Genomic DNA, 26,939 nt, shown 5'->3' with positions numbered 1-26,939 from the left:
CGCCAAAGAGAACCGCACCAACCGCCGCTGAACCAACCGCCAGGGGGTCAACTTTCCCGAACCCGCGCGGGGTCAGTTTTCGCGAAGCGTTGACACGCGGGTCGCGGTATCCGGGTAAATGCAGTCAGCCCAGGTCCAATCGAGACTTCAATGACGTCCGGCGTAGAGGCCGGTCCGGCTGAGGGCCAGCACTTCATCGAGACGTTGTTGGCAACCATGCCCTTGCAGCGCATGGGAAGTCCAGACGAGGTAGCCGAGACTGCGGTCTTCCTAGCAACTGGGGCCAGCAGCTTCACCACTGGCGCCGAACTGTTCGTCGACGGAGGACTGGCCCAGGTCTGAGACCGGCGTGTTGCCCACGGAGCGCTGTAGGTATCCAGCTCGCGCGGCGCCGGCTCACGGACCGTTGGGGTCGTCACCGGGGCGGCCGAACGTGTGGCGGGCCCAGTCGGCGAAGCGGGTCCGGGCGACCTCGGGATTGGCGGCGTGCAGCGCGGTGATGCCGACGCGGTAGCCGGGGCCCTTCAAGGACGTCCACATCGCGTGCATGTCGGGGTTGCTGATCGTCTCCAGCGGGACCCGTTCATGGCGTACCTGCCGCCCCAGCGCAGCGCTCAGCGCAGCCGCCATCTGGGCGGGGGTGGTGGCAGCGCTGGCCAGCTCGATGCGTTGCCCGACGCAGGGTCCGGGTTGCAGCAGCACCTGCGCGGCGAACGCGCCAAGGTCGGGTCGGGCCAGCTGCTGCAACGGCCGATCACCCGGCAGTGGCAGCTCCAGAACCCCGCTGCGGATCTGGTCGGCCCCGCCGCCACCCAGTGCATTGTCGAAGAAGTACGTCGGCCCCAGGATCGTGTACGGCACACCGCCAGAGACAAGCTCGGCCTTGCGGGCTCCCGTTCCCCACCGGCGTGCTCGCCGATGCCCTGCATGAACACATCACCAGCAGGGACGTGCGCGCCGCCGCAGTGCTCTACGCGCTCATCGCCGCTGCCATGTGCGCCAGCTGGCTGTGGATCTAGCTCACCGGCGGGCAGTGCACGCAGCATGGCGGTGGAGACAACAACCCGGCCACTGAGGCCGGACGGCAGAGTGTACGCGTCGGTCGTTCGTCTTGAACGACCACGAGCCCGTCCGCCGCGGTCCGAGCCGCCGGCACGTGACGGCGGCCACCGCCAGGTCGCGCCCTGCGAGAACGAGGCGCCGGATCGCGGCCGCGAGCAACGCAACCACGATGACTCCCGCCGCCACGCCAATCGCCGCCGGTATCGACCTTCACCCAAGTCCGATCCTCCAACACACAAGGGAATCCGCTCCTCACGCCACGCTCCCCACCACGTCCATCGGTGAATCCAGGCTTAGGGCGAGTAGATTCCTAGCCGTGAGCAACGATCTTCCCAACATTTTGTATGAATATATTGGTCGTGTTGTCGTGAAGGCGGCCGAACTCGAACGGGCACTGGCGGAGGTGTACACCACTCTCACGCTCGGACCGCCGGACGGCACGACAGCAGAGGACGAGCGACGAGCGTTCGTCAAGACCTGGGCGAGCAAGCCCGGCACATTGCTGGTCGCAGAAATGCAGAAGCCCGACGCAGGTGTCCCCGGACACCGCCGTAAGGAGTTTGACGAATACCTGGGCGACGTGACCACAGCGCTGGGCTCAAGGCACGGCGTCGCTCACTCGGTGTGGCTGCAGGTGGAGGACACTCTTTGGGGTACTCGCAATCCCCGGAAGAGCCCCAACACGCAGGGCAACATCAAGAGAGGCGTCGCGCATGTCGGTGAGACCGAGGCAACGCTGATGGAGCAGGTGGCCACCCTCAGCCGGCTCGTCCACTGGGCGTACATCTGGCTCGGTCGGTTTGAGGCCGAATGGCTCAGTGGTCGCCTACCGGTTCGCGCACAGCCTGGCGACGAGGCGACACGTTAGTAAGCCCGGTGTACGTGACCGTGCGGGGGTAGTGGGGGCAGTCGTTCGTCCCCATCGCGAGCCCCTGCGCAGGCGGGCTGTTCCGTGCGATCTGCTCTGCGAGGACCGAACGATGCCTGGCGCAGTGTTCCGTGCAGCTTGCTACTTCACGGTGAAGCCGTATTTCTTGCCGAGGCGTGTGAGGGAGTCCTTGCCGGGGATGCTGTCGGCGTCTTTGCCGCTGTAGCCGCAGCGGAGTTGCCATTTGCGGTAGGCCTGCACGGTGGTCGATCCGAAGCTGCCGTCGTTGGCGTGATCGTTCCTTCCGTACGAGGAGCGATCATCCGTAGCGGTTCCCATCGCGGACGGCCGACCCCACTTGGGATCACGGTGTGACTGACGCATCTCGCATCGCTCGGATCGAGGCCGACCTGGCAGCTGCCGCCCAGCTCCGCCGTAGGCACGCGGACCTGACTCAGCGGCTGACGACGGAACGCACGCACCTCCGGCTCCTCGACGAGCGGGTCCGAACACTTCGCGGCCGTCTCGCCAACGAAGCCAGGGACGTCGAGGCGTTGGAGTCGTTCTCACCGACACGGATCTGGGCCACTCTTCGGGGTTCACGAGCGAACGACCTCGAGCGGGAGCGGGCGGAGCATGAGGCCGCACGCTACGGGGTCGCCGAGGCCGAAGCCCGACGCAACGCGGTTGGCCGGGAGTTGAGTCACTTCAAGCCCAACTCGTCGGCCTTGGCGACGTCGATGAGGTCCATCGGCGGGCCCTTGCTGCCAAGGAGGAGTGGGCGGCCGCCGAGGACGAAGCGTGGACGTACTCCACCGGGCGGACGTCGCGCTCGGACGGTTCTCGCGGGAGCTCGCCGACGTCGGGTTCGCCGGAGTCGGCGGCGTAGAGGTGGACGGCCTGACCCGTACCTTCGACGTGTTCTTCGACAACATCTTCAGCGACATGGCCGTTCGGTCCCGGATCCAGGACGCTGGCCGCAAAGCCAGCGCAGCGCGGCAGGCCGTACGTCAAGCGCTCCTCAGGTTGGAGAAGACGTCGCAGGAAATCGCCGACCAGCTCACCCAACTGGAGGAGAAGCGCGTGCTTCTGCTCGCGGGCTGAGCGGTCGTCGCAGCTACGCCGAGGCTGTCAACGCTGCCTGGCGTGGTGGACGTGTTCGCCTCCGACGAAGGTGACCTGGAAGTGTCACACGCCTAGGAGCGCGATGGATGGATGAGGGCTTCGTCGAATGAGGAAACTGCGCCCACCCTCCCCCACGATCGGAGAGGACGGGCGCCTGTAGGGCAACGTCAGCAGGGCCGGATGCTGCCCTTCACCACGCAGAGTCCGGCGAGGTACACATCGGGCTTCGGTGTCCCGGCTGCGTGCAGGGCGCCGCCCGCTACCAGGGCGGGAGCGGCGACCGCGACCGGGACGCGCGGGAGGAAGCGACGCATCAGGCCGCGCCCTCGCTCGTCGGGAGGCCGGTCAGCGCGTCGCGCTTGATCGACGGGCCGTGAATCGTCCCGTCCTCGAAGTTGACGGCGCCGCCGTTGTTGCTGTTCCCGAGGAGCTTCCGTTTCCAGGGTGCATATCCCCGTTCCATCCTTCTCTTAGTTACCTGCGGCGTTTCTTGCGCACGCAGGGCTGGGCGAGCGTCCCGGCGCCCTTCGAGTCGGGACCCTCCTGGATCGCGGAGAGCGCGCGCTCCCGGCGCGTGAACCCCTCCGCGAGATCGATCGCGATCACGGCGAAGGTGTGCCGGTCCTCGACCGCCGACGCCCCGACGCCGAGGGTCGCGAACAGACGCCATATGCCCGCGAGGAGCGCAACGGCCCGCTCCCGCTCGTCGTCGGTCGGCGCCCGTCGATATACGTCGATCGTCACTTCGACACGCCCTCGGGCGCTTTGTTCTAGCTCGTCCGCGTACAGGCGCGTTCGCCGAGTGCGTCAGCGTCTTCTCTGTCCACGACCTCTCTCCTCCGCATGTGGCTCCCGGCGAGCCGCCGAGCGTGGCCTTCCATCTCCGACGACCCGCCGGGACCTGTGACGTAGGCGGTGGTTGATGGCCTGGAGTGACCTCGCCTGCACAACTCTGGCCTCGCCTAATGGCACGTGGATGGCACGGCAGCTTCGGACCTTCCCGGCCCGAGCTCAAGGCGCGTCTTCGCCGCTAGCCAGGTCGACATCCTGCGGTACCGTCGGCGCTCTATGGTGGCGTTATGCCGGTGATTTACAGGCGGGCGATTCGGCAGGAATCGAACCGTGAGAGACGCATCTCACCGTGCCCTGCCGCACATTCGGGCAGGCAGTGGGCGCGCCCTCTTTCCTCTAACGTCTGCGACGTAGTGTGAGAGCGGTGGCTGCGCCGTTTCCGGGGGAATGGAACGTGACCCTATGTCCATCAGCGAATCCTTCGCCGGCCGGCGCGCGCTGGTCAGTGGTGGCACGAAGGGTACCGGCGCCGCCATTGCCAGACGCTTCCGCGAGGGCGGAGCGACCGTGCTCGTCACCGCCCGCAGGCGTCCCGACGATGTTGAGGCGAACACGTTCATCGCCGCCGACCTGACCACCGTCGAAGGCGCTGCCCAAGTCGTCGCCGAGGTGAACGCCCGCGTGGGCGGAGTTGACATACTGATCAACACCCTCGGCGGATCTCAGGCACCCGCCGGAGGCTTCGCAGGGCTCAGCGAAGACGACTGGGCCCGGGAATTGAACACCAACCTGATGGCCGCCGTCCGCCTGGACCGCGGCCTGCTCCCGGGCATGATCAAGGCTGGCAAGGGAGTGATCGTGCACGTCACGTCGATCCAGCGGCGCATGCCGCTGTGGAACGCCACGCTCGCCTATGCGGCCGCCAAGGCCGCGCTGACTACTTACAGCAAGGGATTGGCCAACGAGGTCGCCCCCAAGGGGGTGCGCGTGACTGCCGTCTCCCCCGGCTTCACCCAAACTACCGCCGCCGACCAACTGATCGCCCGCATCGCGCAGGAGGCGGGCATCACCCATGAGGCAGCACTGGGCCGACTCATGGACTCCCTCGGCGGCATCCCGCTCGGCCGCCCAAACCGGCCGGAGGAAGTGGCCGAACTGGTCGCTTTCCTGGCCTCTGACCGGGCCTCGACCATCGTCGGAGCCGAGTACGTCATCGACGGCGGCACCACACCGACCGTCTGATCGGCGATCCCGGGAGGACCGTCATGCCCGACATCCAGCAACAGACCATCGCCGTGGACGCACTGCCGGGGGGCATCGCTCGCTACCTTGAGGCGCACCGCACACACGACACCACCGCCGCGATCACGGCCTTTACCAGCGATGCCATCGTGATCGACGATGGCAACACGTACCAGGGCAACACGGCCATCGAACAGTGGCTCAACAGGTCTGCCACCGAGTTCAGCTACACCATCGAACCCACCGGAGCTCAACAGATCGACGCAACCCACTACGTAGTCACGCACCACCTCGAAGGCATCTTCCCCGGCGCCATCGTCGACCTGCGCTACCAGTTCAGTCTCCGCGGCGAACTCATCGAACACCTCCTCATCGAGCCTTGAGCCTCGCCTGCTCCCTGCGTTCTCCGCGGCTTCGCTCATGTCCTCCTCGCCCCCTCCGTAACGGGCAGGCCCAGCAGGGGCAGGACAGCTACACCTCGATCCCCGCTGTGGCCCAAAGGATCATCTGTATGCCCATCTGCCAAGGCGTGGCGAATACCCGAGGGCTCGCGTTGTACGCCAGCACCTGCCCGTCGACGGCTCCGGACACGTTCACGTCCGACACCGCCGCCAGCACGTACACGCGGGACACGCCGTCGGAGGAGGCGACGGACACAACCTCGGTGAGGTCGATGGTCGGCTTACCCGTGCCGGTGTCCACGGGCGCGTTCACCGGCACAGGCACACCGGAGAGGGTGTCGTCCAAGCCCTTCCCGACGATCCGGACCGTGTACGTCCAGTTCGACGGGTCAAAGGTCAGGGTCGTCGGAGGCGAGAACCTCGATGGCGAACGATCCGGTAGCGCTGTCGGTGTTCACCGTCGCGGACTTGTTGAACAGCGCTACCTTCGCGGACCGCACCATCACCCGCGTCGGGGCGGGAGTGAACGTCAACGACGCCGAAATCGGCTGCCCGGCCGTATCTAGGAGCCTGCCCTGAACCACGGTCGTGTTGGCTTCTGCCGGCAGCGCCATGCGATTCCCTCCGCGAGGTGCGATCGCGGGCCAGCGTCACATTCGGCGGGGCTAACGTCCACGCTCACCGCCGACCCGTGAGGGGACACCTCGCTGCTGTCAGACACAGATGATCCTCTCCCGCTAGGACGCACGCCCCAGCTCCCGGATCACCGGCCACCCACGAAATTCCTGACAGTCCCCGTTGTGGAGATGCAGCCGTTGGTGAGTAGCACCATCCAGGTCAGCGAATGGATCACGCCTGGTGGTGGGCTCGTTGGGCGCCTACACCGAGGGGAAGGAGGCGATGTTTTCTACACTGACATCGAAGCGCCCTGGGCCGTGGTCAAGAGCAACGACAAGAAAGGTGCCCGGCTCGAGGCGATGCGGTTCGTCCTGACCCGGTTCGACTACCCGGACAAGGACCTGGCTGCGGTTGGTACGCCGGACCCGCTGATGGTTGGCCCCGTACGGGGCACGACCCGCCCGGTCCGAAGCGCACCCAGGTCATCCGCCCCACCTGTACTGCCATGCGTACCTGGGCTACCTACTCCCGTTACAGCATGATCGCTGATTTGGTCGGGGAGGCTCATCATGCCGATGTGGCACATTTATCATCCTGCGGGGGCGTACACCGCCGAGGAAAAGAAACAGTTCGCGGCGCGAATTACCGGACTGTATGCCGACCTGCTCGGCTTGCCGAGGTTCTACGTGAGCGTGGCGTTCAACGCCTTCTCGACAGAGGATTTCTTCGTTGGCGGGGAACCACATGACAGGTATGTGAGGATCTGGATCGACCACATCGCACGGCGTACGCCTGACCCCAGCGTGCGCAGGTGGTGGATGGAAACCATCAATCAAACGCTGGCACCATTTCTCAAGGACCGGGACCTTCGCTGGGAGATCCACGTCGACGAGACCCCATTCGAGTTCTGGACAATCGACGGATACTTTCCTCCTGCTCCAGAATCGCCGGACGAGCGGCGGTGGGCCGAGCAGAACGGGCCATCTCCGCTGGTTGGCGAGTAAGCTCGCAGAGTTCGGGCCAGCCTTCTTCAGGGTGTCGGTCGGCCGAGTAGCGCGCGAGCCAAGACGGGTACACGTCGGGGGCGTCAACTCCACCGGGCTAGCGTTCGCCGTCGGGCCCCGCTCGTGCGGCCCGACCCGCCCGTACCGAACGAATCCGCACCGCGCGTAGACACCGAGCACTCCGACTGCTCCATCAGCCTGACCAAGCTCCTACCGGGCCGGTCGGTGAAGGGCCTCGGCGCCGAGCGACTCGAATAGGTCGCTGATTGGTGTCCCCGGAGGCGTTCGGCACGTGCTCGTCGGCGTCGCCGGACGCGTCTCACCGCTCGAAGTCACCGTGCCGGAAGATTGTGAATGTGTAGGTCTTCGCGACCAGACCAGCCCGGCTCCCCACCACGCGGGTCGCGCCGAGCAGGGCGACCACGACGACGGGCAGCCAATGGCCGGTCATCGCCCCGGCGACGACAGTGGGGACCAGCACGACGAGCGCGAAGCCGACCGGACGGAGCCGGCGGCGGAGGCGCAGAACCGCCCCTCGCCTGATACCTCGATGCACGGAACCGGTCCAACCAGATCCACAATGCCTGCGCGTGCCGGTCAACGAAAAACACCAACAGCCGCGTGCAGTTCGGTCGTCCCACTACACGTGAGCGGCTCGAAATCCTGTCGATCAACGTGGCTCCCGTTCAAGGTGAGCGACGCACGATTTCATGCCACGTCACGACAAACCCGGCCGTTACCAGAGAGAGTTCATGCCGTCTGACCAGCGGAAACGGGTGGAGCCGCCTGTGGGAATCGAACCCACGACCTACGCATTACGAGTGCGTCGCTCTGGCCGACTGAGCTAAGGCGGCAAGTGTCTCGAAGACACGAGGGATGAGCATACCGGGCGCCTCGCCCGAGGTCGTCACCCCTCTGGGCACTCGGTGCCCGAGCGCGGCGGCTTGCCGTCGATCAGGAACCGCTCGACCACCCGGTCGACGCACGCATTGCCCTGCATGTACCCGGTATGTCCGTCTCCGTCCCGGGTCAGCAACACACCGGAGTCGAGCTGCTTGGCCAGCCGAACTGCCCAGTCGTACGGCGTGGCCGGGTCGCGGGTGGTGCCGATCACCAGGATCGGGGCCGCACCCTTGGCGTGGATCGGCCCGGGCCGGCCGGTCGGCTTGAACGGCCACGCGGCGCAGCTCAGCGAGCCCCACAGGATGTAGCTGCCGAACCGCGGCGAGGCTTTCTCGAACGTCGGCTCCTCCGCCTTCGCCTGGGCCACGGACTTGAGGTCGGGCCGGTCGAGACAGTTGACCGCCACGATCGCCTCACCGGAGTTGTTCCGGTAGGTGCCGTCGGGGTTGCGTTCGACGTACTCGTCGGCCAGCGTGAGCAGCCGGCTGCCATCGCCTGCCAGGGCGGACCGCATCGCCGTCCGCAGCCGCGGCCAGTACTCCTTCACGTACAGCGGCATGATGATCCCGGTGATCGCCAGCGACTGGGTGAGCTTGCGGGACCCGTCGTTGGTCTTCAGCGGAGTCTGGTCGGTCTTGGCGAGGAAGTCGTCGAGGGTGCGGTACGCCTCGGGGACCGACGAGCCCAGCGGGCAGTCCTTGCGGCTCACGCAGTCCTGGATGAACGCGCGCAGCGCCACCTCGAAGCCCTTCGCCTGCTCCAGGCCGAGGGCGCGGGCGCTGAGGGTCGGGTCGATCGCGCCGTCGAGGACGAGCCGCCCCGCACGCTGGGGGAACAGCCCGGCGTACGTCGCGCCGAGGAAGGTGCCGTAGGACTTGCCGAGGTAGGTGAGCTTCTTGTCCCCGAGCGCGCTGCGCAGCACGTCCATGTCACGCGCGGCGTCCTCGGTGGACACGTGCCCGAGCACCGCACCGCTGCGCGCCTTGCAGCCGTTGGCGAAGAAGCGCGCCTCCTTCATCAGGTTGTTCTGCTCCGCGGCGCTGTCGGGTGACCCGTCGATGGCGAGGTAGCGGTCCATCTGCTTGTCGGTCAGGCAGTCGACCGGGGCGCTCTTGCCGACGCCGCGCGGGTCGAAGCCCACGATGTCGTACCGGGCGATGACCGGCTTGCTCACCACCCAGGGCGCAGCGGCGGCGTACTCGACTCCGGATCCGCCCGGGCCACCGGGGTTGATCACCAGGGAACCCAGCCGCTTCGCCCGGTCCCTTGCCGGCAGCCGCAGCACCGCCAGCTCGATCGACTTCCCTTCCGGCTGGCTGTAGTCGAGCGGCACCCGAAGGGCTGCGCACTGAAACGACGCACCGCTGGTGCACTTCACCCAGTGCAGCTTCTGCTCGTAGTAGGGCCGCAGGCCGGCGGCCACGTCGGAGGGCATCGGCGCCGGCTCGCCGGGCCCCGCGGTGGCGCCGGGCTCGGCCGCCGTCCCGGAGCTGCCGCCGCGGTCCCGCGTCTGGCCGGCCGAATCACTGGCGCGGGGCGCGAGGGCGCAGCCGGTCGCGACCATGAGGACCAGCACTGTCAGCGCCGCGAAGAGCTGCTTTGCGCTCTTTTGTCGCACCCGTCGTCCACCCTTCGGCGTTCGTTCCTCCGGCAACCCTACGAGATCCAGCTGAGCCGGCCGTCCCGTCTTCCACAGGTGACCGGAGGCCCGGCCCGTGGCAGAAGGCCCGGCCCGTGGCAGGAGGTCAGGCCCCCCGTCTCAGCCGGGGGTGTTCCACAAGGCGATGGTCATCGCCTCGGCGGCGAGCAGCGGGGCGACGTTGGCCGTGATCGCCTCCCGGCAGGCGAGGATCGCGTCGATCTGGTGGATGACCTGTTCGGGCCGGGTCTCGGCGGCGCGGCGTTCGATCTCGTCGCGCAACTCCTCGTTGACGAGCTCCGTCCGGGCGCCGAGAGCCACCGCGAGCACGTCGCGGTAGTACGCCATCAGGTCCAGCAGTGCGCGGTCGAGGGCATCGCGCTGCAGCCGCTTGGCGCGGACCTTCTGCTGCTCCTCCAGGTCCTTCTGCGCCGTCTGCAGCTGGCGAGGACGGGGACCGCGACCGCCACTGCCGCTGACGCCGTACGCGCGTTCGAGCTCGAGCTTCTCCGCACCGTCGAGGTCGGCGGTCGCCTCCTTCGCCTCCCTGGAGGCAGTCTCGACCAGCTGCGCGGCCGCGGTCAGGCAGCTGGCCAGGTCACGCAGGCTGTTCGGCACCGCGAGGACCTGCTGGCGCCGGACCCGCACCTCCTCCTGCGTCGCCAGCGCCCGCGCCCGCCCGATGTGCCCCTGCGACGCGCGTGCGGCGAACATCGCCACCGCCGGCTCGACGTCGTACCTGCGCTGGAGCACCTCCGCGACCGCGGACGTGGGGGGAGTACGCAGAACCAGCAACCGGCATCGCGACCGGATCGTGGGGACGACGTCCTCCACAGTCGGTGCGCACAGCAACCAGACCGTACGCTCGGCCGGCTCCTCCAGGCTCTTCAACAACGCGTCGGCGGCCTGCTCGGTGAGCCGGTCGGCGTCCTCGACGACCAGGATCTGCCAGCGCCGGCCGACCGGCGACATCGCCGACTTGCGGACGAGCTCGCGGATCTCCTCGACCTTCAGGCTGAGCTGCTCGGTGCGGACCAGGGTGACGTCGGGATGCGAACCGGTGAGCGCGGTCCGGCACGCCGAGCACTCCCCGCACCCGCCCCGCTCGCACTGCAGGGCGGCGGCGAACGCGCGGGCGGCGTTCGAACGACCCGAACCCGGCGGCCCGGTGAGCAGCCAGGCGTGGGTCATGGCCGACGGCGACCGGTCTCCGGCCAGCCAGGCGGCGGCCGCGGTGGCGGCAGGTCGCAGGACGGCGACGGTCGGCTCCTGTCCCACCAGGTCGGCCCAGACCCCGGTCATGGGTACGTCGGCGGGGGCGAGCTCCTCCGCGTCGCTGCCGGCGTGCTGCACCTGGGTCATGCCTGCGCCTCCTCACTCGGCTGCCGCGGCTGGACCGTCTGCGCGGGACGGGACGGGTCCTCGCGCTGGTCGTCGCCGGTGCCGAGGTCGTGGTCCGGTGACGCCGGCCGCGGCGCGAGATCGTCCCCGCTCCCCCACGTGCTGTCGTAGGGCCGATCCTGACCGCCGGATCCGCCAGGGCCGTCGACGTCGCCGGCCTCGCCGCCGACACCGCCCAGCAACGGCCGCACCGCGTCCCGGATCTGGGCGGCGAGTTCGTCGACCGGCAGCGTCGCGTCCAGGACGGCGTACCGCTCGGGGTCGAGCGCGGCGAGGTCGAGGAACTGCTGGCGGACGCGGGTGTGGAACTCCAGCGGCTCGCGTTCGAGCCGGTCCGGGGTGCCGTCCACCCGGGCCAGCCCGGCCTCCGGCGGGAGGTCCAGCAGGACGGTCAGATGCGGCCGCAGCCCGCCCGTCGCCCAGCGGGACAGGCGGACGAGATCGGGCTGGCTGAGGTCGCGGCCCCCGCCCTGGTAGGCGAGTGCGGAGTCGACGTACCGGTCGGTGATGACGACCGCCCCCTGCGCGAGCACGGGCTTGATCATCGAGTCGACGTGCTCGGCCTTGTCCGCGGCGTACAGCAGCGCCTCGGTCCGCGGGGAGATGCCGCTCGCCCCGTGCAGCAGCAGGTGCCGCAGCTCCCGGCCGATGTCGGTGGCGCCCGGCTCGTGGGTGACGGTGACCGCGTGGCCCTGGTCCTCCAGCCACCGCGCCAGTCGCCTCGCCTGGGTGGACTTGCCGGCACCCTCGCCGCCCTCGAACGCGATGAACAGCCCGGTGTCGGCGTAGAAACCGCGGTCGTGTCCGCTGAACACCGCGCGCACGTCGCGCAGCACCGACACCCCGGGGCGGTCGTCCATCTGCCGGAACGACACCAGCCCGAATGCCGTCGCCGCGATTCCGGCGAGCAGGAACGTGATCGACGCGCCGTTGTATGTCAAGGTGACCTTGCCCGGCAGCTCGATCCCGTGCGCGCCGAACGAACCGGCGATGGCGGGCGCCGCCGCGAGCACCGCCGCCAGCGCGATCTTGGTCAGCGACTGGACGAACGCGAACGTGCGGCCGCGGATGGAGTCCTCGACCTCCAGGCCCAGCAAGGTGTAGCCGGTGATCCAGGTGATCCCGGCGAACGCGCCGAGCAGGACGGTGCAGAACGCCACCAGCACGAGGTTCTGGACCAGCGCCACGGCGATGAGGGACACCCCGGCCGCGGTGAGGGTCAGCCCGAACATCCGCCGCCGGGACAGGCCGACCAGGAACCGCGGGCCGACCGCCATGCCGACTGCCAGGCCGGTGAACAGCGCGCCGAAGACGACGCCGTATCCCGCGGCGCCGCCGCCGAGGTCGGTGACGTACGTACGGCCAAGGCCGATCACCACACCACCCGCGGCGAACGCACCCACGACCCCGATCACCAGGCCGCGGATCAGGCGGTTCTGCGCGACGAACCGCCAGCCCTCGATGACGGCCTTGAGGACGTTGGTCTGTTCCTCGGTGATCTCCCCCGAGGCCGGCCGTCCGGAGACCTCGCGCAGTCTGGCCACCACGATCGCGCCGACGAGGAACGTCAGCGCGTTGAAGTAGAGCGCGAGGTCGACCGAGCCGCCGTTGAACCAGTTGAACGTGCGGACCAGCGAGCTGTTGATCAGCGCCAGGAACGTGAACAGCAGTGCCGCCGGGAGCGCCGAGCCGTAGGTCGTCACCATCGAGACCTGGTTGGCCACGGCGAGCCGGTCACGGGGAACGAGGTTGGGTACGGCGGCGTCCTTGGACGGCAGCCAGATCAGGCTGACCGCCTCGATCAGCACGGTCGCGACGTACAGCCACCACAACGTGCCGACGATCGGGATGGACGCGAACAGCACGAACCGGATGACGTCGCCGACCACCAGCGTCCACCGACGGTCGAGCCGGTCGGCGATGTAACCGCCGAGCGGGCCGACCACCACCGCGGGCAGCAGTCGCAGCAGCAGGACGCCGGCGATCGCGAAGTTCTCCGTGCGGTAGTTGCCGGCGGCGAGCTGACCGGCCATCGCGGTGAGGGCGAGCAGACCCAGCCAGTCGCCGAGGCTGGACAGGCCGAGCGCGATCCACAGCGTGCGGAACGGTTTGATCCGCAGCACACCGCGGATGTCGTTGGCGGGTACGGACATACCGGTCCCGACCGTGCTGGTGGACCGCTCGTGCTCAGACACGCGGTCAGCCTAACCGCAGCCACCCCGGGAGCCCGTGCCGCCGAACGGAGGCCGCCCGGACCACTCGCCAGGCAGTTTCGATACCGCTGTTGCGTAATTGACGGCGGTGACGTACGGTCGTTTCCGCTACCCGAGTTTCGTATTTCGAGGGAGAGGCGGGCGATCCGATGCCCCCCACAGAACCGACCGGCGCACGACCGCGCCGCGGCCGGCCCAGGGACGCCGAGGTCGACCGGCGCATCCTGACCGCCGCCCGGGAGACCGTCGCGGCCCACGGTTACGCCGGGCTCTCGATCGACGCCGTTGCCGAACGGGCCGGGGTGGCCAAGACCACGCTGTACCGCCGGTGGCCCACCAAGGCGCGGCTGGTGGCCGACCTCGTCTCACGGATGCAGGACGAGGTCACCCTGACCGAGACCGGGGACGTCGTAGCCGACCTGACCCGGCTGACGGCCGGGATCGCGGCCAGCCTGACCGCGGCGGGGGCTCCCCTGGTCGCCGACCTGATGGCGGCGATGGCGCACGACCCGGACTTCGGCGCGACCATGCGCGAGCGCTGGGCGCAGTGGCGCCGCGCCGCCGTGGACCTGCTCGGCCGGGCGGTCGAACGCGGCGCCCTCTCCCCCGGCTTCGACCCGGAGGTCGTCGTCGACCAACTCGCCGGACCTCTCTACTACCGACTGCTGTTCACCGGCGACCCGCTCACGGCGGATTACGCCGCCCACCTCGTCGAGGGCGCGCTCGGCGCGCACCTCCGCCCGAAAGGACCGACCTCCCCATGACCGTCGACCAGCCCGCCGCCCCAACGTCGGCCTCACCTGTTGATCCGTACGACGGCCGCCGGCGGCGGCGCCGCTGGCCGTACGCCCTCCTCGCAGTGCTGGCCGTCCTGGCCGGCGGCGCGGTCGGGCAGCGCGCCCATCCCGTCGTCCTGCGCACGGAGGTCGAGATTGCCGCGAGCCCGGATCAGGTCTGGACGGTGCTCGCCGACCGAGCCGCCTACCCGGAGTGGAATCCGTTCATCGTGCGCTCCAGCGGCCGGCTGCAGGTCGGGCAGAAGGTGACCAACGTGCACCGCATCGGCGGGAAGACGATGGTGTTCAAGCCGACGGTCCTCGCCGTCCAGCCCGGACACGAGCTCCGCTGGATCGGGCGCCTGCTCGTCCCCGGCATCTTCGACGGCGAACATTCCTTCACGCTGACGCAGACCGCGCCCGGCCGGACCCACCTGGTGCAGCAGGAGACCTTCAAGGGCATCGCCGTACCGTTCACGGCCGGTTGGCTGCGCGGAGACACGCTGTCGGGGTTCAGGGCACTGAACACCGCCCTGCGCGACCGGGTGGAGTCCCGCTACCGCTGATCCGCGGCGGCGTCCACGGCGTCCGCGGCATCGGTCGCCTCGACGGCCACCTCGGCACCCAGCCGGACGGTGCCGGGCCGTACGACGTCCGCGTGGACGCCGAACACGATCTGGCCGTCGATCCGGCGGTCGGCGGCCAGGGCCCGCAGCACCATGGCGTCGCGGCCGCCGGCCTCCGGGCGCCGGTCGACCAGGGCGCAGCGTTCGAGCGGGCCACGCACACGTACGACGGCATCACCCAGCCGCAGCGACCGCCCGGTCCACTCGTCCTCGACGAAGGCCGGCGCCTCCCCGGTGTCGACCACGAACGTCGCGCGGAACCTCCGGCCGTCCTCCCCGTCCCCTCGTCCATCTTCGCCTCCGGGGTCCCGTCCGGTTCGCCGCGCGACCTCGGCCAGCGAGGAGGTGGTCACCACCGACACCGGACCGCCCCACACCACTCCGCCCGGCGGGCCGACCCGGCACAGGAGTACGTCCTTGCCGAGGTAGCGGCTCACCAGCGCCGACCACGGTCCGCGGACGACGGTGAGCTCGGTCGGGCGTCCCCAGTAGTCGGCCACCAGCCGGTCACCGAGCTCGTCCGCGTCTCCCGCGGCCACGCCGACCGGCGTGGTGATGGTCAACCTCGGCGGGACCCAGCGGGCGTGGCAGGCGAGCAGCGCGTCGTGGTCGACCGTACGAAGAACGCGGTCCGCCGCGACGTCGTAGAAGCAGAACGCGCGATCGCCGGGCAGGCCCGACGCCGGCAGGTGAAGCTCCGGCAGGAACTCGTGGGCCATCCCCTTGACCGGTGTGAGGCCGATCCGGGCGACGTACATCCGCCTGGCGTCCGTCCTCAGCTCTTCTTCGCCGTGCTCGACTTCTTCGCGGCGGCCTTCTTCGCGGTCGTCTTCTTGGCCGCGGCCTTCTTCGCACCGGTTGCGCTCGCCTTGGCCGCACCCGCGCCGGCTGTGGCCTTCGTGGCCGCCTTCTTCGCGGTCTTCTTCGCGGCCTTCTTCGCCCGCTTCGGCGCCGGCCCCTTCGCGCGCTTCTCCGCGAGCAGGTCGGCGGCCCGGTCGAGTGAGATCGACTCCACCTCGTCGTCCTTGCGCAGGGTCGCGTTGGTCTCCCCGTCGGTGACGTACGGGCCGAACCGGCCGTCCTTCACCACCACCGGCTTGCCGGTCTCGGGGTCCTCGCCCAGCTCCCGCAGCGGAGCGGCGGCGGCCCGGCGGCCACGCGCCTTCGGCTGCTTGAACAGCTCGACCGCCTGTTCCAGGGTGACGGTGAACAGCTCCTCCTCCGACCCGAGCGAACGCGAGTCGGTCCCCTTCTTGACGTACGGGCCGTAACGGCCGTTCAGCGCGACGATCTCCTCGCCGCCCTCCGGGTCCTCGCCCAGCGACCGGGGCAGCGACAGCAGCCGTAGCGCCTCCTCGAAGGAGACGGTGTCGAGGTTCATCGACTTGAACAGCGACGCGGTGCGCGGCTTGGCGTTCTTCGGGGCGTCCTCGGGCAGCACCTCGGTGACGTACGGACCGAACCGGCCCGCCTTCGCCACCACCGGGTGACCCGTCTCCGGGTCGATGCCCAGCTCGCGCTCGAGCCCGGCAGGCTGGGTGAGCAGCTCCTTCGCCTTGTCCAGGGTCAGCTCGTCCGGCGGCAGGTCCTCGGGCACGTTGGCGCGGTTGCCCTCGGCGTCCTCGACGTACGGGCCGTAGCGGCCGACCCGGATCACGATCGGGCCGGTGCCGTTGTCACCGATAGGGAACGTCGAGATCTCCCGGGCGTCGATCTCCCCGAGCTCGGTGACCAGGGACTTCAGCCCGTCGGACTGCAAAGCGACGCCGTTGCCTGTGCCGGCCGGGCCGCCGGGCGCACCGCCGCCGTTGGCCGTACCCTCGCCGGGCGCGCCGAAGTAGAACCGCGCCAGCCAGGTCTGCATGTCCGACCCGCCCCGCGCGATCTCGTCGAGCGCGTCCTCCATGCTCGCGGTGAAGTTGTAGTCGACCAAGTGGGCGAAGTGCTCCTCCAGCAGCCGCACCACCGCGAACGCCACCCACGTCGGGACCAGCGCCTGGCCCTTCTTGTAGATGTAGCCGCGGCCGAGGATGGTGCCGAGGATCGAGGCGTACGTCGACGGCCGGCCGATCTCGCGCTCTTCCAGCTCGCGGACCAGCGTGGCCTCGGTGTAGCGCGCCGGCGGCTTCGTCTCGTGCCCGTCGGCGTCGATCCGGGTCGCCACCAGCGTGTCGCCCTCCACCACGTCGGGCAGCCGCCGCTCGGCGGAGTCGGTCTCGGTGCTCGCGTCGTCCACGCCCTCGACATAGGCCTTGAGGAACCCGTGGAACGTGATGACCTTGCCGGACGCGGTGAACTCCGCGTCGCGCCCGTCGGCGGTGCGGGCACCCACCCGCAGGGTGACGCTGCGACCTTCGGCGTCGCGCATCTGGGAAGCCACCGTGCGCATCCAGATCAGCTCGTACAGCCGGAACTCGTCACCGCGCAGGCCCGTCTCGGCGGGCGTACGGAAGCGGTCGCCGGAGGGCCGGATCGCCTCGTGCGCCTCCTGTGCGTTCTTCACCTTGCTCTGGTAGACCCGCGGCTTCTCCGGCAGGTAGTCCGCCCCGAACAGCTGCCTGACCTGGGTACGCGCAGCGGTGACCGCGGTCTCCGACAGCGTGATGGAGTCGGTACGCATGTAGGTGATGTGGCCGTTCTCGTACAGCCGCTGGGCGACCTGCATGGTGCGGGCCGCGCCGAAGCCGAGCTTGCGGGCCGCCTCCTGCTGCAGCGTGGTCGTACGGAACGGCGCATACGGGGAACGGCGGTACGGCTTGGACTCCACGCCGCGCACGGCGAACGTCGACTCGCCCAGGCCGGCCTTCAGCGCGTCGGCCTGCGCCTGGTCCAGGTGCACCACGGTGTCGCGCGCGGCCGGCTTCAGCGTCCCGTCGGAGGCGAAGTCGCGGCCCTGCGCCACCCGGCGGCCGTCGAGGTTGACCAGCCGGACCGTCACCGCCCGCGGGTCCTTGGTCTCACCGGCGTCCAGCTCGGCGACCAGGTCCCAGTAGGTCGCGGTGCGGAACGCGATGCGCTCCCGCTCCCGGTCGACCACCATCCGGGTGGCCACGCTCTGCACCCTGCCCGCGGACAGGCGCGGCATGACCTTCTTCCACAGGACCGGCGAGACCTCGTAGCCGTACAGCCGGTCCAGGATCCGCCGGGTCTCCTGCGCGTCGACCAGGTTGTCGTTGATCTGGCGGGGGTTGCTCACCGCCTGGTTGATGGCCTCCGGCGTGATCTCGTGGAAGACCATCCGGTGCACCGGAACCTTCGGCTTCAGCTCGTCCAACAGGTGCCAGGCGATGGCCTCGCCCTCACGGTCCTCGTCCGTCGCGAGGTAGACCGCGCCGGCGTCGGACATCAGGTCCTTCAGGCGCCGCAGAGTGGGCTTCTTGTCGGCGGGCACGACGTAGAGCGGGGCGAACCCCTCGTCGACGTTGACGCCGAGCCGGGCCCACGGCTCCTTCTTGTACTTGGCGGGCACCTCGGCGGCGCCGCCGGGCAGGTCGCGGATGTGGCCCACGCTCGACTCCACGACGTAGCCGCGACCGAGATAGCCGGCGATCGTCTTCGCCTTGGCAGGCGACTCGACGATGACGAGCCGGGGACCCTCGCTCGGGGTGGAGGCCTTCTTGGCGGGCACTGTGTACCTCTCCTGCCTGTCCTTGTCTGTCTTGGTCTGGCTTGGTCTGTCTTGTGGATCAGCCTTGGGGTGTTTCCGGTGCTTTGCGAATGGCGGAACGAGCCGAATCGGGCCGAGTCGGCCTGCGCGGGCGATCCGGCCCGCTAGACGGTAACCGTACGACGCCCCGAACTGTTTCGCGGGTGCCTCCGAAGCGTTGCCCGGCGATGCCGGAACCGACGACCGCGGGCTCTGGGCGGCTCGACCCGAAGAGTGAGAGTACGTGGTGAACGTCGCGTTGCAACCCCCGGTTTCTGGTTCGGGCCGGGTGTCGGGGCGCGGAACGTCACGTTTCGGCCCGGTGGGTACGGGTTCACGCCGAGCCCGCCTCCGGGGCTGCGTCGTGCAGGTACCCCTCGGCGTACAGCTCCCTGGCGCGCGGCAACAGGCGGCCCCGCATCCGCGCCGGCTCCTCCCCCAGCAGGGTCGCCAGCGCGTCGCAGATCTGCCCGACCGTGAGCTCGCCGTCGCAGGCGCCGACGAACCCGCCCTCCGCGGTGTCCACCGCGACCGCCCGGCGCATGCCCCGCCGCTGCCGGAGGACGACGTGTTCGGGGTCGGCGGCGCCCGGCCGGCCGAGCTGCTCCTGGTCGACGTCGGGATCCACCCGCAGCCGGGCACCGAGCAGTGCGGTGTCGTCGGCGTACGCGTCCAGGCGGTCCACCGCGTCCAGCCAACGGCCGACCTCCGCACCGAGCGGCTGTTCGACCGGGTGCGGCCACTCCTCCAGCACGGTCGCCGGGCCGCCGGGCCGCGACCCGGCGTTGCGGCGGAGGGTGATCCAGCCGAATCCGACCCCCTCCGCGTCCTGCGCGTCGAACCACGCCAGCCAGTCTTCGTACCGTCGCGCGTACTCGGGCGTCCCGTGCACGCCCGCGTCCTTCAGCCACAGCTCGACGTACTCCGCCGGGTCGGACACCTCCCGTTGCACCACCCAGGCGTCGCAGTCGGCCCCGGCGCCGGAATTCGCGCCCGAGTCGGTGAGCCAGTCGCCCAGCCGGTCGCGCCAGTCCTCCCCACGCACGTGCAGCCAGTTGGCCAGGATCTGGCAGACACCGCCGTCGGCGAGGAAGCCCGGCGCCTGGGTCACGATCCGCCGGCACACCTCGTCCCCGGCCAGCCCGCTGTCGCGGTAGGTCAGCCCTCCGCGCGGGGAGATCACGAACGGCGGGTTGGACACCACCAGGTCGAACGTCTCGCCTCGCACCGGCTCGAACAGGCTGCCCTCGCGCAGGTCCCAGTCGAAGCCGTTGAGCGCACCGGTGAGCCGGGCCAGGGCCAGCGCCCGCGGGTTGACGTCGGTGCCGACGACCTGGCTTACGTGCCCGGATAGGTGGAGGGCCTGGACGCCGCAGCCGGTGCCGAGGTCGAGTGCCCGCCCGGCCGGCCGGCGTACGGTCAACTGGGCCAGCGTGCTTGCCGCGCTGTTCACGCCGAGCACGTGGTCGGCGGTCACGGCGGGGCGTGCTCCGTCCAGGCCGGGCGTCAGGTCGGCGACCACCCACCAGTCCTGGTCGGCGGCCGACTGCTCCAGGCCGGGTCCGCCGGTCGCGCCGTACGGGCGGACGTCGACCAGGGCGCGCACCTGGCCGCCGGTTGCGCCGGCTCCGCCGGCTTCACCCGCGGCAGCGCCGAGAAGGCCGGCCGTCACCAGCGGTTCGAGGAGTCCGGGCAGGGCGCTCTCGGCCCGGTCCGCGGGGACCGGTCGCTGCAGCAGCCACAGCCGGATCAGCGTGTCCAGCGGGTCGCCGCCGTCGGTCGCGCGCACGCCGGGCGTGGTCTCGTTGCGGTGCAGCGCCGCGTGCGCGACCGGGCCCAGCCGCTCGCGTACGCCGTCGACGGTGTAGCCGACGGCGGCCAGGTGGGAACGCAGGCGAGCGAGAACGTCCTCGGACAGTTCGAACATCCGTCCATCCTGCCGGTGGCCGCCGACAACGAGTTCAGGTGGGCATGCCGAGCGGAGTCAGCCAGTGAATCTCCAGGTCCGCGCGCACGCACGAAGAAGCCTCGGCCACCGACGCGTGACGCGCCGGTGGCCGAGGCTTTTCGTAGCGGGACGGATCGCTCCGACCTGATGTGCTGGATCGGTCAGGCGACGTTGGCCGTCTGCCGGTTCTCCTCCTGCTCCGCACCGATCGCGACCGGGCGGCGCTTGGAGATCGTGACCGCGACCACCACGACCACTACTGCGGCGACGGCGATGCCGATCCGGAGCGGGGTGTTGGCGCTGTCGCCGACCGACAGCTGGACCACGGCCGGGGCGATCAGGACGGCGACGAGGTTCATCACCTTGATCAGCGGGTTGATCGCCGGGCCCGCGGTGTCCTTGAACGGGTCACCCACGGTGTCACCGATGACGGTCGCCTCGTGCGCCTGCGAACCCTTGCCGCCGTGCGTGCCGTCCTCGACCAGCTTCTTGGCGTTGTCCCACGACCCACCGGAGTTGGCCAGCAGGATCGCCATCAGCGTTCCGGCGGCGATCGCACCGGCGAGGTAACCCGCCAGCGGCCCGACACCGAGGCCGAAGCCGACCGCGATCGGCGCCATCGCCGCGAGCAGACCCGGGGTGGCGAGCTCGTTCAGGGAGTCACGGGTGCAGATGTCGACCACCCGGCCGTACTCCGGCTTGCCGGTGCCCTCCATGATCCCGGGGATCTCCCGGAACTGCCGGCGCACCTCGAACACCACGGCGCCGGCGGCCCGGCCGACCGCGCTCACCGCGAGGCCGGAGAAGAGGAACACCACCGACGCGCCGATGATCAGGCCGACCAGGACGTTCGGCGAGTCGACCGTACGCAGGAAAGCGGTGGTCGTCGCCGCCGCCTGCGAGCCCGCGGACGCCAGCGCGTTGGTGACAGCGTCGTTGAACGAACCGAACAGCGCCGTCGCGGCGAGTACGGCGGTCGCGATCGCGATGCCCTTGGTGATCGCCTTGGTGGTGTTGCCCACCGCGTCGAGCTCGGTGAGGATCTGCGCGCCCTCGCCGTCGACGTCGCCCGACATCTCCGCGATGCCCTGCGCGTTGTCGCTCACCGGGCCGAAGGTGTCCATCGCGACGATCACGCCGACGGTGGTGAGCAGACCGCAGCCGGCCAGTGCGATCGCGAACAGCGAGACGATGACCGAGCCGCCGCCGATCAGGAACGCGGCGTAGACCGCGGCCCCGATCACCAGGGCGGTGTAGACCGCGGACTCCAGGCCCAGCGCGAAGCCGGACAGGATGACGGTGGCGGCACCTGTCAACGACGTCTTGCCGACGTCCTTGACCGGGCGGTGCTCGGTGCCGGTGAAGTAGCCGGTCAGCGAGAGGATCACCGCAGCCAGCACGATGCCGAGGATCACGGCGCCGGTGGCGATCAGCCGGGGGTCGCCGCTGTGCTTGGCGATGTTCGCCGACACACCGGAGAGTCCGTCGAACGACGACGGGAGGTACATGAACGCCGCGATCGCACACAGCACCGCGGACAACGCGGCCGAGACGTAGAAGCTGCGGTTGATCGTGGACAGGCCGTTCTCGCCGCCGCGCGGCTTGGTGATGTAGACGCCGACCACGGCGGTGAGCGCGCCGATCGCCGGGACGATCAGCGGGAAGACCAGGCCCTGGGAGCCGAACGCCGCCTTGCCGAGGATGAGCGCCGCGACGAGCATCACGGCGTACGACTCGAACAGGTCGGCCGCCATGCCCGCGCAGTCACCGACGTTGTCGCCCACGTTGTCCGCGATGGTCGCTGCGTTGCGGGGGTCGTCCTCGGGGATGTTCTGCTCGACCTTGCCCACCAGGTCGGCGCCGACGTCGGCGGCCTTGGTGAAGATGCCGCCGCCGACCCGCATGAACATCGCCAGCAGGGCGGCACCGAAGCCGAAGCCCTCCAGCACGCTCGGCGCGTCGCCGCGGTAGATGAGCACCACCAGGGCGGCGCCGAACAGGCCGAGCCCGACGGTGGCCATGCCGACCGTGCCGCCGGTACGGAACGCCACCCGCATCGCCGGGTCGCGGCCCTGGTCGCGGGCGGCGGCGGCCACCCGCACGTTGGCCCGCACGGCGAGCCACATGCCCATGTAACCGATCAGGGCGGAGAAGACCGCGCCGACCAGGAAGAAGATGGAACGCCCGATTCGGACGTTCGCGTCGCCTGGGAGAACGAACAGCAACAAGAACACCAGGATGGCGAAGATGCCCAGCGTCCGGAACTGCCGGTTGAGGTAGGCGGAGGCGCCCTCCTGGACACCTCGGGCGATGGTCTGCATGTTGGCGGTGCCGTCACCGGCCGCGAGAACCTCACGGCGGAAGACCGCTGCCATCACGAGCGCGATCACGCCGATCCCCGCGACGATGGCGACGTACGTCAGGTTGCCGCCGGTGAGCGAGACAGGTTCCCCCTCGGCAGCGAGTAGGAACGCGGACATTCGTCCTCCTTGACAGGGGCTACGACGACCCCTCGATGTCGATCCCGTTGATGTGCGCCCCGACATCGGCGTACGCGAGACGGGGCGTCAGGATCGAAGACCTGGCCATTTCCGGTCCGGTCCGGACCTTCGTGCGCACTCGGGCGTGCGCACGAACGCCGTTCCGGCCGGCCGTGGATTCGTTGTGGTCCCCGGTCCAGCGCTCCATCTCCCGCGACGGTGTCGGTACCGACCGGCATCGTAGACAGGCGCGCGGACAACTGGCGCCACCGGATGGAATCCCGGGGCGCGCCGGAGTCTACAGTGCCCGCCCCCACTCACCACGACGCGGGCCCCGGCGAGTCGGGGCGGAAGCGGTGTGGCCTGGGAGCGCCGGCGAGACGGGTGACGACGACCGTCGTACGGCTCGTCGACCTCACCCGACCCGCCGAACTCACCGCTCCAACGGTACGTCCCGGGCGACCGGGCCCCGGGGTGACCCGGCGCCCGGCCAGAGCCACCGGCCGGGCCCCTCCCGACTCCCTATCGAACGGTCGGCATCACCGCCTCGGCGACGGTGTCATGGATCGGGAAGACCTTCGTCAACCCGGTGATTCGGAATATCTTCAGCAGGCGTTCCTGGGTGCACACGATCTGCAGGCTTCCTTCGTGGGAGCGCACCCGCTTCAACCCGCCGACCAGCACCCCCAACCCGGTCGAGTCCAGGAAGTCGACGCCCTCAAGATCGACCACCAGGTCGTAGTGACCGGCCTCGACCAGGTCGACCACGTGTTCTCTGAGCCTGGGCGCGGTGTAGACGTCGATCTCACCGCCGACCTCGACCACGATGTGGTCACCTGCGGCGCGGTTCGAGAGGGATAGATCCACAAGCTCCTCCAGCACTACCATTCCGACGGACCGGCCCCTGATGGGAATTCAATCACCTGGTGTGATCGCACGACAGCACCGGGCTACCCCCCGCGCGAGTCGGCCCGCTCGCGTCGGCGCCGGCCTACCCTGCAGTCGCCCGGCGTCCGCCCGGTGATCTGCGGGGTGTTCCGTCGCCGCGGGTGCCTTCCTGTGCCGCCTGTGCGAAGCCTTGGGCACGCCTTGTCGGTGGGACGGTGTGACACTGTCCTTCGTGTCATTCAGCCGGCCGTCCCGTTCCCAGCCGTCCGACGCATCCGCCCAGGACCGTCTCGCTCCGGGCGTCCCCACCCAGGAACGCCCCGCCGAGGAGCGTCCCACGCGAGGACGAGGCGCGCATGCGGGGCGGGCCACCGACCCCGCCGCCCTGCTGGACCGGCTCACGCTCGGGTCCGGCCGCGCCGAACGCGTGACCCATGTCGAGCACGTGCCTGCCCGGCCGGGGCGTACGGTCGACTGGCCCTCCTGGGTGCCGCGACAGGTCCTCGCCCGGCTCGCCGCCTACGGCATCCACCGTCCCTGGACCCACCAGGCACTCGCCGCGCAGCTGGCCCACGACGGCGAGCACGTCGTGCTGGCCACCGGAACCGCCTCCGGCAAGTCGCTCGGCTACCTGTTGCCGGTGCTCAGCGAGATCCTCGCCGACCCGGACGGGGAGACCACCCGCCGCCGCGCCGGTACCGCGTTGTACCTCTCCCCGACCAAGGCGCTGGCCGCCGACCAGTTCCGCGCCGTGAGCGAGCTGGCCGGCGAGGAGGCGCTCGCCACGACGTGCGACGGCGACAGCAGGTGGGAGGAACGGGACTGGGCCCGCGACTACGCCGCGTACATCCTGACCAACCCCGACATGCTGCACCGGTCGATTCTGCCCGCCCACGCCCGGTGGGCGAGGTTCCTGGGTTCGCTGCGGTATGTCGTCGTCGACGAATGCCACCACTACCGCGGCGTGTTCGGCTCCCATGTCGCGCAGGTGCTGCGCCGGCTGCGCCGGATCGTGGCGCACTACGGCGCCGACCCCACGTTCGTGCTCGCCTCGGCGACCGTGTCCGAACCGGCGAGTTCGGCAGCCCGGCTGACCGGTGTGCCGGTGCGCGCGGTGGCCGAGGACGCCTCACCGCACGGCGGACTGGCGTTCGCGTTGTGGGAGCCGCCGTTCACCCGGCTCACCGGCGAGGGAGGCGCGCCGGTCCGCCGCAGCGCGACCGCGGAGACGGCCGACCTGCTCGCCGACCTGGTGGCCGACGGCGTACGAACGGTCGCGTTCATCCGCTCCCGGCGCGGCGCGGAAGTGGTCGCGGTCCAGGCCCGCGAGCACCTCGCCGAGGTCGCCCCCGAGCTTCCCTCCCGGGTCGCGGCCTACCGCGCGGGATACCTGCCCGAGGAGCGCCGGGCCCTCGAACGCGCCCTGCAGAACCGCAGGCTGCTCGGCGTCGCGGCGACGAACGCGCTCGAGCTCGGTGTGGACATCGCCGGACTGGACGCCGTGCTGGTCGCCGGCTACCCGGGCACCCGCGCCTCGCTGTGGCAACAGGCGGGACGTGCCGGCCGCGACGGGCAGGGCGCGCTCGCCGTCTTCGTCGCCCGGGACGACCCGCTGGACACCTACCTTGTGCAGCACCCGGACGCGGTGTTCGGCCCGCCGGTCGAGGCGACCGTGCTGGACCCGGACAACCCGTACGTCGTCAAGCCCCACCTGGCGGCGGCCGCCTCCGAACTCCCCATCACCGACGCCGAGATCGACCGCTTCGGGCCCTCCGCGCCCGCCGCGCTGCAGGCTCTGGAGGCGGAGGGCATGGTGCGCCGGCGCCCGCACGGGTGGTTCTGGACCCGCCGCGGCCGCGCCTGCGACCTGGCCGACATCCGTTCGGTGGACGGGCAGTTGGTACGCGTCGTCGAGGCGTCGACCGGGCGGCTGCTCGGGACGGTCGACGCGGGTGCGGCACACACATCGGTGCACGACGGCGCGGTCTACCTCCATCAGGGGGCGACGTACGTGGTGGACCACCTCGACCTCGAAGCCGCCGTCGCCCTGGTCGAACGCGCCGAGCCCGACTACTCCACGACCGCCCGCGAGATCACCGACATCGAGGTGCTGGAGAGCGAACGCAGCGAGAAGTGGGGGGACGCGACCCTCGACTTCGGGGCGGTGAAGGTGGAGAACCGCGTCGTGGCCTACCTGCGCCGGAGGCTGGTCAGCGGAGAGGTACTCGGTGAGGTGCCACTGAACCTTCCGCCCCGCACACTGCAGACCAGAGCCGTCTGGTGGACGGTGTCGGACTACCAGCTCGCGGAGGCCGGGCTTCGCCGCACTGACGTCGGCGGCGCCGCGCACGCCGCCGAGCACGCGGCCATCGGCCTGCTGCCGCTCTTCGCCACCTGCGACCGCTGGGACGTCGGTGGCGTCTCCACCGCACTGCACCCGGACACCGGCCGGATGACGGTGTTCGTCTACGACGGCCACCCCGGCGGTGCGGGATTCGCCGAGCGCGGCTTCACCGCGGCCGCCGAGTGGCTCGCGGCGACACGCGACGCGATCGCGGCTTGTCATTGCGGCGACGGCTGCCCATCATGCGTACACTCCCCGAAGTGCGGAAACGGCAACAACCCGCTCGACAAGTCCGGTGCTGTTCGGCTGCTGGATGTTCTGCTCAACGGGGCGCCGCGCGAGGCCCGGTCTGTCGAAGGAGATGACGGCACATGATCGTCGTCGGAGTCATTCTGGTGCTGGTGCTGGTCGCCGCCGCGGTGGGAATCGCGGTGGGCGGCGGTCAGCCGACCGCCGTCGAGCTGGGGCCACTGCGGATCGAGAGTTCCACCTCCACGTTCTTCTTCATCGGGGTCGGCGTCACGATCGCCGCCGCGTTCGGAGCCTGGTGCCTGGTGGTCGGCATCAAACGGTGGCGCACCCGCCAGCGGGAGCTGAAGGAGCTGCGCCAGAGGTCGGCCGACGGCACCGGTGCGGTTGCCGGCGGCGGGTCCTCCACGGGCGGCGAGCTCGGATCCGGCTCGGGCGAGCCGGGCCGGCAGGCGGGCGGGACCGCGCCGCATCAGTCGGCCGACAGTGGACCCTCGTCGGGGCGCCGCGAATCCGGCACCGCCTCGGGCGGGCCGACCGAGCACGGCACTCGTGACTACCCGCCGGGTGAGGCCGGCCGGCCCGGCGACGCGGGTGGCCCGCAAGACACCGGAGGCCGCACCGACCCCGGCGGCTACACCAACCGGGCCGCTTCCCCGGCCCACGAGCCTCGTCACGGGGTCCGCCAGGACCCCATGCCCTGACCGCCCGACT

The 26,939-nt window shown here is 70.2% G+C and carries 27 protein-coding genes and 1 tRNA gene; 11 read left to right on the top strand and 17 right to left on the bottom strand.

What is annotated here, in order from left to right:
- The first annotated feature begins 108 nt into the window (after positions 1 to 108).
- Positions 109 to 342 (top strand): SDR family oxidoreductase, encoded by a 234-nt coding sequence (locus tag ABZV93_RS28400; protein WP_354941949.1) that lies wholly within the window; start codon positions 109 to 111, stop codon positions 340 to 342.
- A 54-nt stretch (positions 343 to 396) separates the two neighbouring features.
- Here the strand turns inward: ABZV93_RS28400 and ABZV93_RS28395 are convergent, their stop codons facing one another.
- A complete protein-coding gene (locus ABZV93_RS28395) occupies positions 397 to 861 on the bottom strand; it encodes an NmrA family NAD(P)-binding protein (protein WP_354941941.1) in 465 nt (154 codons plus the stop codon).
- 517 nt (positions 862 to 1,378) lie between these two features.
- Between ABZV93_RS28395 and ABZV93_RS28390 the strand changes: the two genes are divergently transcribed.
- Positions 1,379 to 1,930 carry a hypothetical protein gene (locus tag ABZV93_RS28390; RefSeq protein WP_354941939.1) on the top strand — a complete coding sequence of 184 codons (552 nt, stop codon included), beginning with the start codon at positions 1,379 to 1,381 and terminating at the stop codon, positions 1,928 to 1,930.
- A gap of 141 nt (positions 1,931 to 2,071) precedes the next feature.
- Here ABZV93_RS28390 and ABZV93_RS28385 read toward each other — a convergent pair whose 3' ends face one another.
- Complete coding sequence (locus ABZV93_RS28385; protein ID WP_354941938.1) at positions 2,072 to 2,269, bottom strand: hypothetical protein; 198 nt, start codon at positions 2,267 to 2,269, stop codon at positions 2,072 to 2,074.
- A 462-nt stretch (positions 2,270 to 2,731) separates the two neighbouring features.
- Here ABZV93_RS28385 and ABZV93_RS28380 point away from each other — a divergent pair, with 462 nt between their 5' ends.
- Positions 2,732 to 3,034 (top strand): hypothetical protein, encoded by a 303-nt coding sequence (locus ABZV93_RS28380; protein WP_354941936.1) that lies wholly within the window; start codon positions 2,732 to 2,734, stop codon positions 3,032 to 3,034.
- 188 nt (positions 3,035 to 3,222) lie between these two features.
- On the opposite strand, the gene ABZV93_RS28375 is transcribed toward ABZV93_RS28380, so the two are convergent.
- Genes ABZV93_RS28375 through ABZV93_RS28365 form a run of 3 tightly spaced genes read right to left on the bottom strand, consistent with a single transcriptional unit; the run spans position 3,223 to position 3,799 of the window.
- Entirely contained in the window at positions 3,223 to 3,369 is a 147-nt protein-coding gene (locus ABZV93_RS28375) for a hypothetical protein (protein ID WP_354941934.1), read from the bottom strand.
- A complete protein-coding gene (locus ABZV93_RS28370) occupies positions 3,369 to 3,518 on the bottom strand; it encodes a hypothetical protein (protein ID WP_354941932.1) in 150 nt (49 codons plus the stop codon). The genes ABZV93_RS28375 and ABZV93_RS28370 overlap by 1 nt, the downstream gene beginning before the upstream one ends.
- Before the next feature lie 11 nt (positions 3,519 to 3,529).
- Positions 3,530 to 3,799 (bottom strand): hypothetical protein, encoded by a 270-nt coding sequence (locus ABZV93_RS28365; protein ID WP_354941930.1) that lies wholly within the window; start codon positions 3,797 to 3,799, stop codon positions 3,530 to 3,532.
- A gap of 510 nt (positions 3,800 to 4,309) precedes the next feature.
- Here ABZV93_RS28365 and ABZV93_RS28360 point away from each other — a divergent pair.
- The gene (locus ABZV93_RS28360; RefSeq protein WP_354941928.1) at positions 4,310 to 5,089 is read left to right on the top strand and encodes an SDR family oxidoreductase; all 780 of its coding nucleotides are present in this window, start codon (positions 4,310 to 4,312) and stop codon (positions 5,087 to 5,089) included.
- Positions 5,090 to 5,112: 23 nt separating this feature from the next.
- The gene (locus tag ABZV93_RS28355) at positions 5,113 to 5,472 is read left to right on the top strand and encodes a nuclear transport factor 2 family protein (protein WP_354941926.1); all 360 of its coding nucleotides are present in this window, start codon (positions 5,113 to 5,115) and stop codon (positions 5,470 to 5,472) included.
- 88 nt (positions 5,473 to 5,560) lie between these two features.
- On the opposite strand, the gene ABZV93_RS28350 is transcribed toward ABZV93_RS28355, so the two are convergent.
- Together ABZV93_RS28350 and ABZV93_RS28345 are read right to left on the bottom strand one after the other, a co-directional pair.
- On the bottom strand, positions 5,561 to 5,836 hold the full coding sequence (locus ABZV93_RS28350; RefSeq protein ID WP_354941924.1) for a hypothetical protein: 276 nt from the start codon (positions 5,834 to 5,836) through the stop codon (positions 5,561 to 5,563).
- A gap of 43 nt (positions 5,837 to 5,879) precedes the next feature.
- The gene (locus tag ABZV93_RS28345; RefSeq protein ID WP_354941922.1) at positions 5,880 to 6,104 is read right to left on the bottom strand and encodes a hypothetical protein; all 225 of its coding nucleotides are present in this window, start codon (positions 6,102 to 6,104) and stop codon (positions 5,880 to 5,882) included.
- A gap of 192 nt (positions 6,105 to 6,296) precedes the next feature.
- On the opposite strand from ABZV93_RS28345, the gene ABZV93_RS28340 reads away from it, so the two are divergent.
- Both ABZV93_RS28340 and ABZV93_RS28335 read left to right on the top strand, forming a co-directional pair.
- Positions 6,297 to 6,650, top strand: a complete 354-nt coding sequence (locus tag ABZV93_RS28340; protein WP_354941947.1) for a hypothetical protein — start codon at positions 6,297 to 6,299, stop codon at positions 6,648 to 6,650.
- A 27-nt stretch (positions 6,651 to 6,677) separates the two neighbouring features.
- The gene (locus tag ABZV93_RS28335) at positions 6,678 to 7,112 is read left to right on the top strand and encodes a tautomerase family protein (RefSeq protein ID WP_354941920.1); all 435 of its coding nucleotides are present in this window, start codon (positions 6,678 to 6,680) and stop codon (positions 7,110 to 7,112) included.
- A gap of 319 nt (positions 7,113 to 7,431) precedes the next feature.
- On the opposite strand, the gene ABZV93_RS28330 is transcribed toward ABZV93_RS28335, so the two are convergent.
- From ABZV93_RS28330 to tmk, 5 genes are all read right to left on the bottom strand, one after another.
- On the bottom strand, positions 7,432 to 7,668 hold the full coding sequence (locus ABZV93_RS28330; protein WP_354941918.1) for a hypothetical protein: 237 nt from the start codon (positions 7,666 to 7,668) through the stop codon (positions 7,432 to 7,434).
- Positions 7,669 to 7,889: 221 nt separating this feature from the next.
- Positions 7,890 to 7,966, bottom strand: a tRNA-Thr gene (locus tag ABZV93_RS28325).
- 53 nt (positions 7,967 to 8,019) lie between these two features.
- Entirely contained in the window at positions 8,020 to 9,633 is a 1,614-nt protein-coding gene (locus ABZV93_RS28320) for an alpha/beta hydrolase (protein ID WP_354941916.1), read from the bottom strand.
- A gap of 141 nt (positions 9,634 to 9,774) precedes the next feature.
- Positions 9,775 to 11,016, bottom strand: a complete 1,242-nt coding sequence (locus tag ABZV93_RS28315) for a DNA polymerase III subunit delta' (protein WP_354941914.1) — start codon at positions 11,014 to 11,016, stop codon at positions 9,775 to 9,777.
- A complete protein-coding gene (tmk, locus tag ABZV93_RS28310) occupies positions 11,013 to 13,250 on the bottom strand; it encodes a dTMP kinase (RefSeq protein ID WP_354941912.1) in 2,238 nt (745 codons plus the stop codon). The genes ABZV93_RS28315 and tmk overlap by 4 nt, the downstream gene beginning before the upstream one ends.
- A 167-nt stretch (positions 13,251 to 13,417) precedes the next feature.
- Between tmk and ABZV93_RS28305 the strand changes: the two genes are divergently transcribed.
- Positions 13,418 to 14,032, top strand: a complete 615-nt coding sequence (locus ABZV93_RS28305) for a TetR/AcrR family transcriptional regulator (protein ID WP_354941910.1) — start codon at positions 13,418 to 13,420, stop codon at positions 14,030 to 14,032.
- Positions 14,029 to 14,610, top strand: coding sequence for an SRPBCC domain-containing protein (locus ABZV93_RS28300; protein WP_354941908.1), 582 nt, complete (start codon positions 14,029 to 14,031; stop codon positions 14,608 to 14,610). The genes ABZV93_RS28305 and ABZV93_RS28300 overlap by 4 nt, the downstream gene beginning before the upstream one ends.
- Here ABZV93_RS28300 and ABZV93_RS28295 read toward each other — a convergent pair.
- The 5 genes from ABZV93_RS28295 to ABZV93_RS28275 form a co-directional block, all read right to left on the bottom strand.
- On the bottom strand, positions 14,601 to 15,428 hold the full coding sequence (locus ABZV93_RS28295; protein WP_354941906.1) for an MOSC domain-containing protein: 828 nt from the start codon (positions 15,426 to 15,428) through the stop codon (positions 14,601 to 14,603). The two genes, ABZV93_RS28300 and ABZV93_RS28295, sit on opposite strands and share 10 nt — an antisense overlap.
- Positions 15,429 to 15,445: 17 nt before the next feature.
- On the bottom strand, positions 15,446 to 18,298 hold the full coding sequence (gene topA, locus ABZV93_RS28290) for a type I DNA topoisomerase (protein ID WP_354941904.1): 2,853 nt from the start codon (positions 18,296 to 18,298) through the stop codon (positions 15,446 to 15,448).
- 352 nt (positions 18,299 to 18,650) lie between these two features.
- Entirely contained in the window at positions 18,651 to 20,243 is a 1,593-nt protein-coding gene (locus ABZV93_RS28285; RefSeq protein WP_354941902.1) for a class I SAM-dependent methyltransferase, read from the bottom strand.
- A 182-nt stretch (positions 20,244 to 20,425) separates the two neighbouring features.
- Positions 20,426 to 22,744, bottom strand: a complete 2,319-nt coding sequence (locus tag ABZV93_RS28280) for a sodium-translocating pyrophosphatase (protein WP_354941901.1) — start codon at positions 22,742 to 22,744, stop codon at positions 20,426 to 20,428.
- A gap of 522 nt (positions 22,745 to 23,266) precedes the next feature.
- Positions 23,267 to 23,611 carry an STAS domain-containing protein gene (locus ABZV93_RS28275; RefSeq protein WP_354941899.1) on the bottom strand — a complete coding sequence of 115 codons (345 nt, stop codon included), beginning with the start codon at positions 23,609 to 23,611 and terminating at the stop codon, positions 23,267 to 23,269.
- Between the two features lie 253 nt (positions 23,612 to 23,864).
- Here ABZV93_RS28275 and ABZV93_RS28270 point away from each other — a divergent pair, with 253 nt between their 5' ends.
- Entirely contained in the window at positions 23,865 to 26,351 is a 2,487-nt protein-coding gene (locus ABZV93_RS28270; protein WP_354941897.1) for a DEAD/DEAH box helicase, read from the top strand.
- Positions 26,348 to 26,929 (top strand): hypothetical protein, encoded by a 582-nt coding sequence (locus ABZV93_RS28265; protein ID WP_354941895.1) that lies wholly within the window; start codon positions 26,348 to 26,350, stop codon positions 26,927 to 26,929. The genes ABZV93_RS28270 and ABZV93_RS28265 overlap by 4 nt, the downstream gene beginning before the upstream one ends.
- The last annotated feature ends 10 nt before the right edge of the window (positions 26,930 to 26,939 follow it).

It is taken from the genome of Actinopolymorpha sp. NPDC004070, from assembly GCF_040610475.1.
In the GTDB taxonomy this organism is placed as follows: Bacteria; Actinomycetota; Actinomycetes; order Propionibacteriales; family Actinopolymorphaceae; genus Actinopolymorpha.
This window is presented reverse-complemented; position numbering and strand designations above follow the sequence as displayed.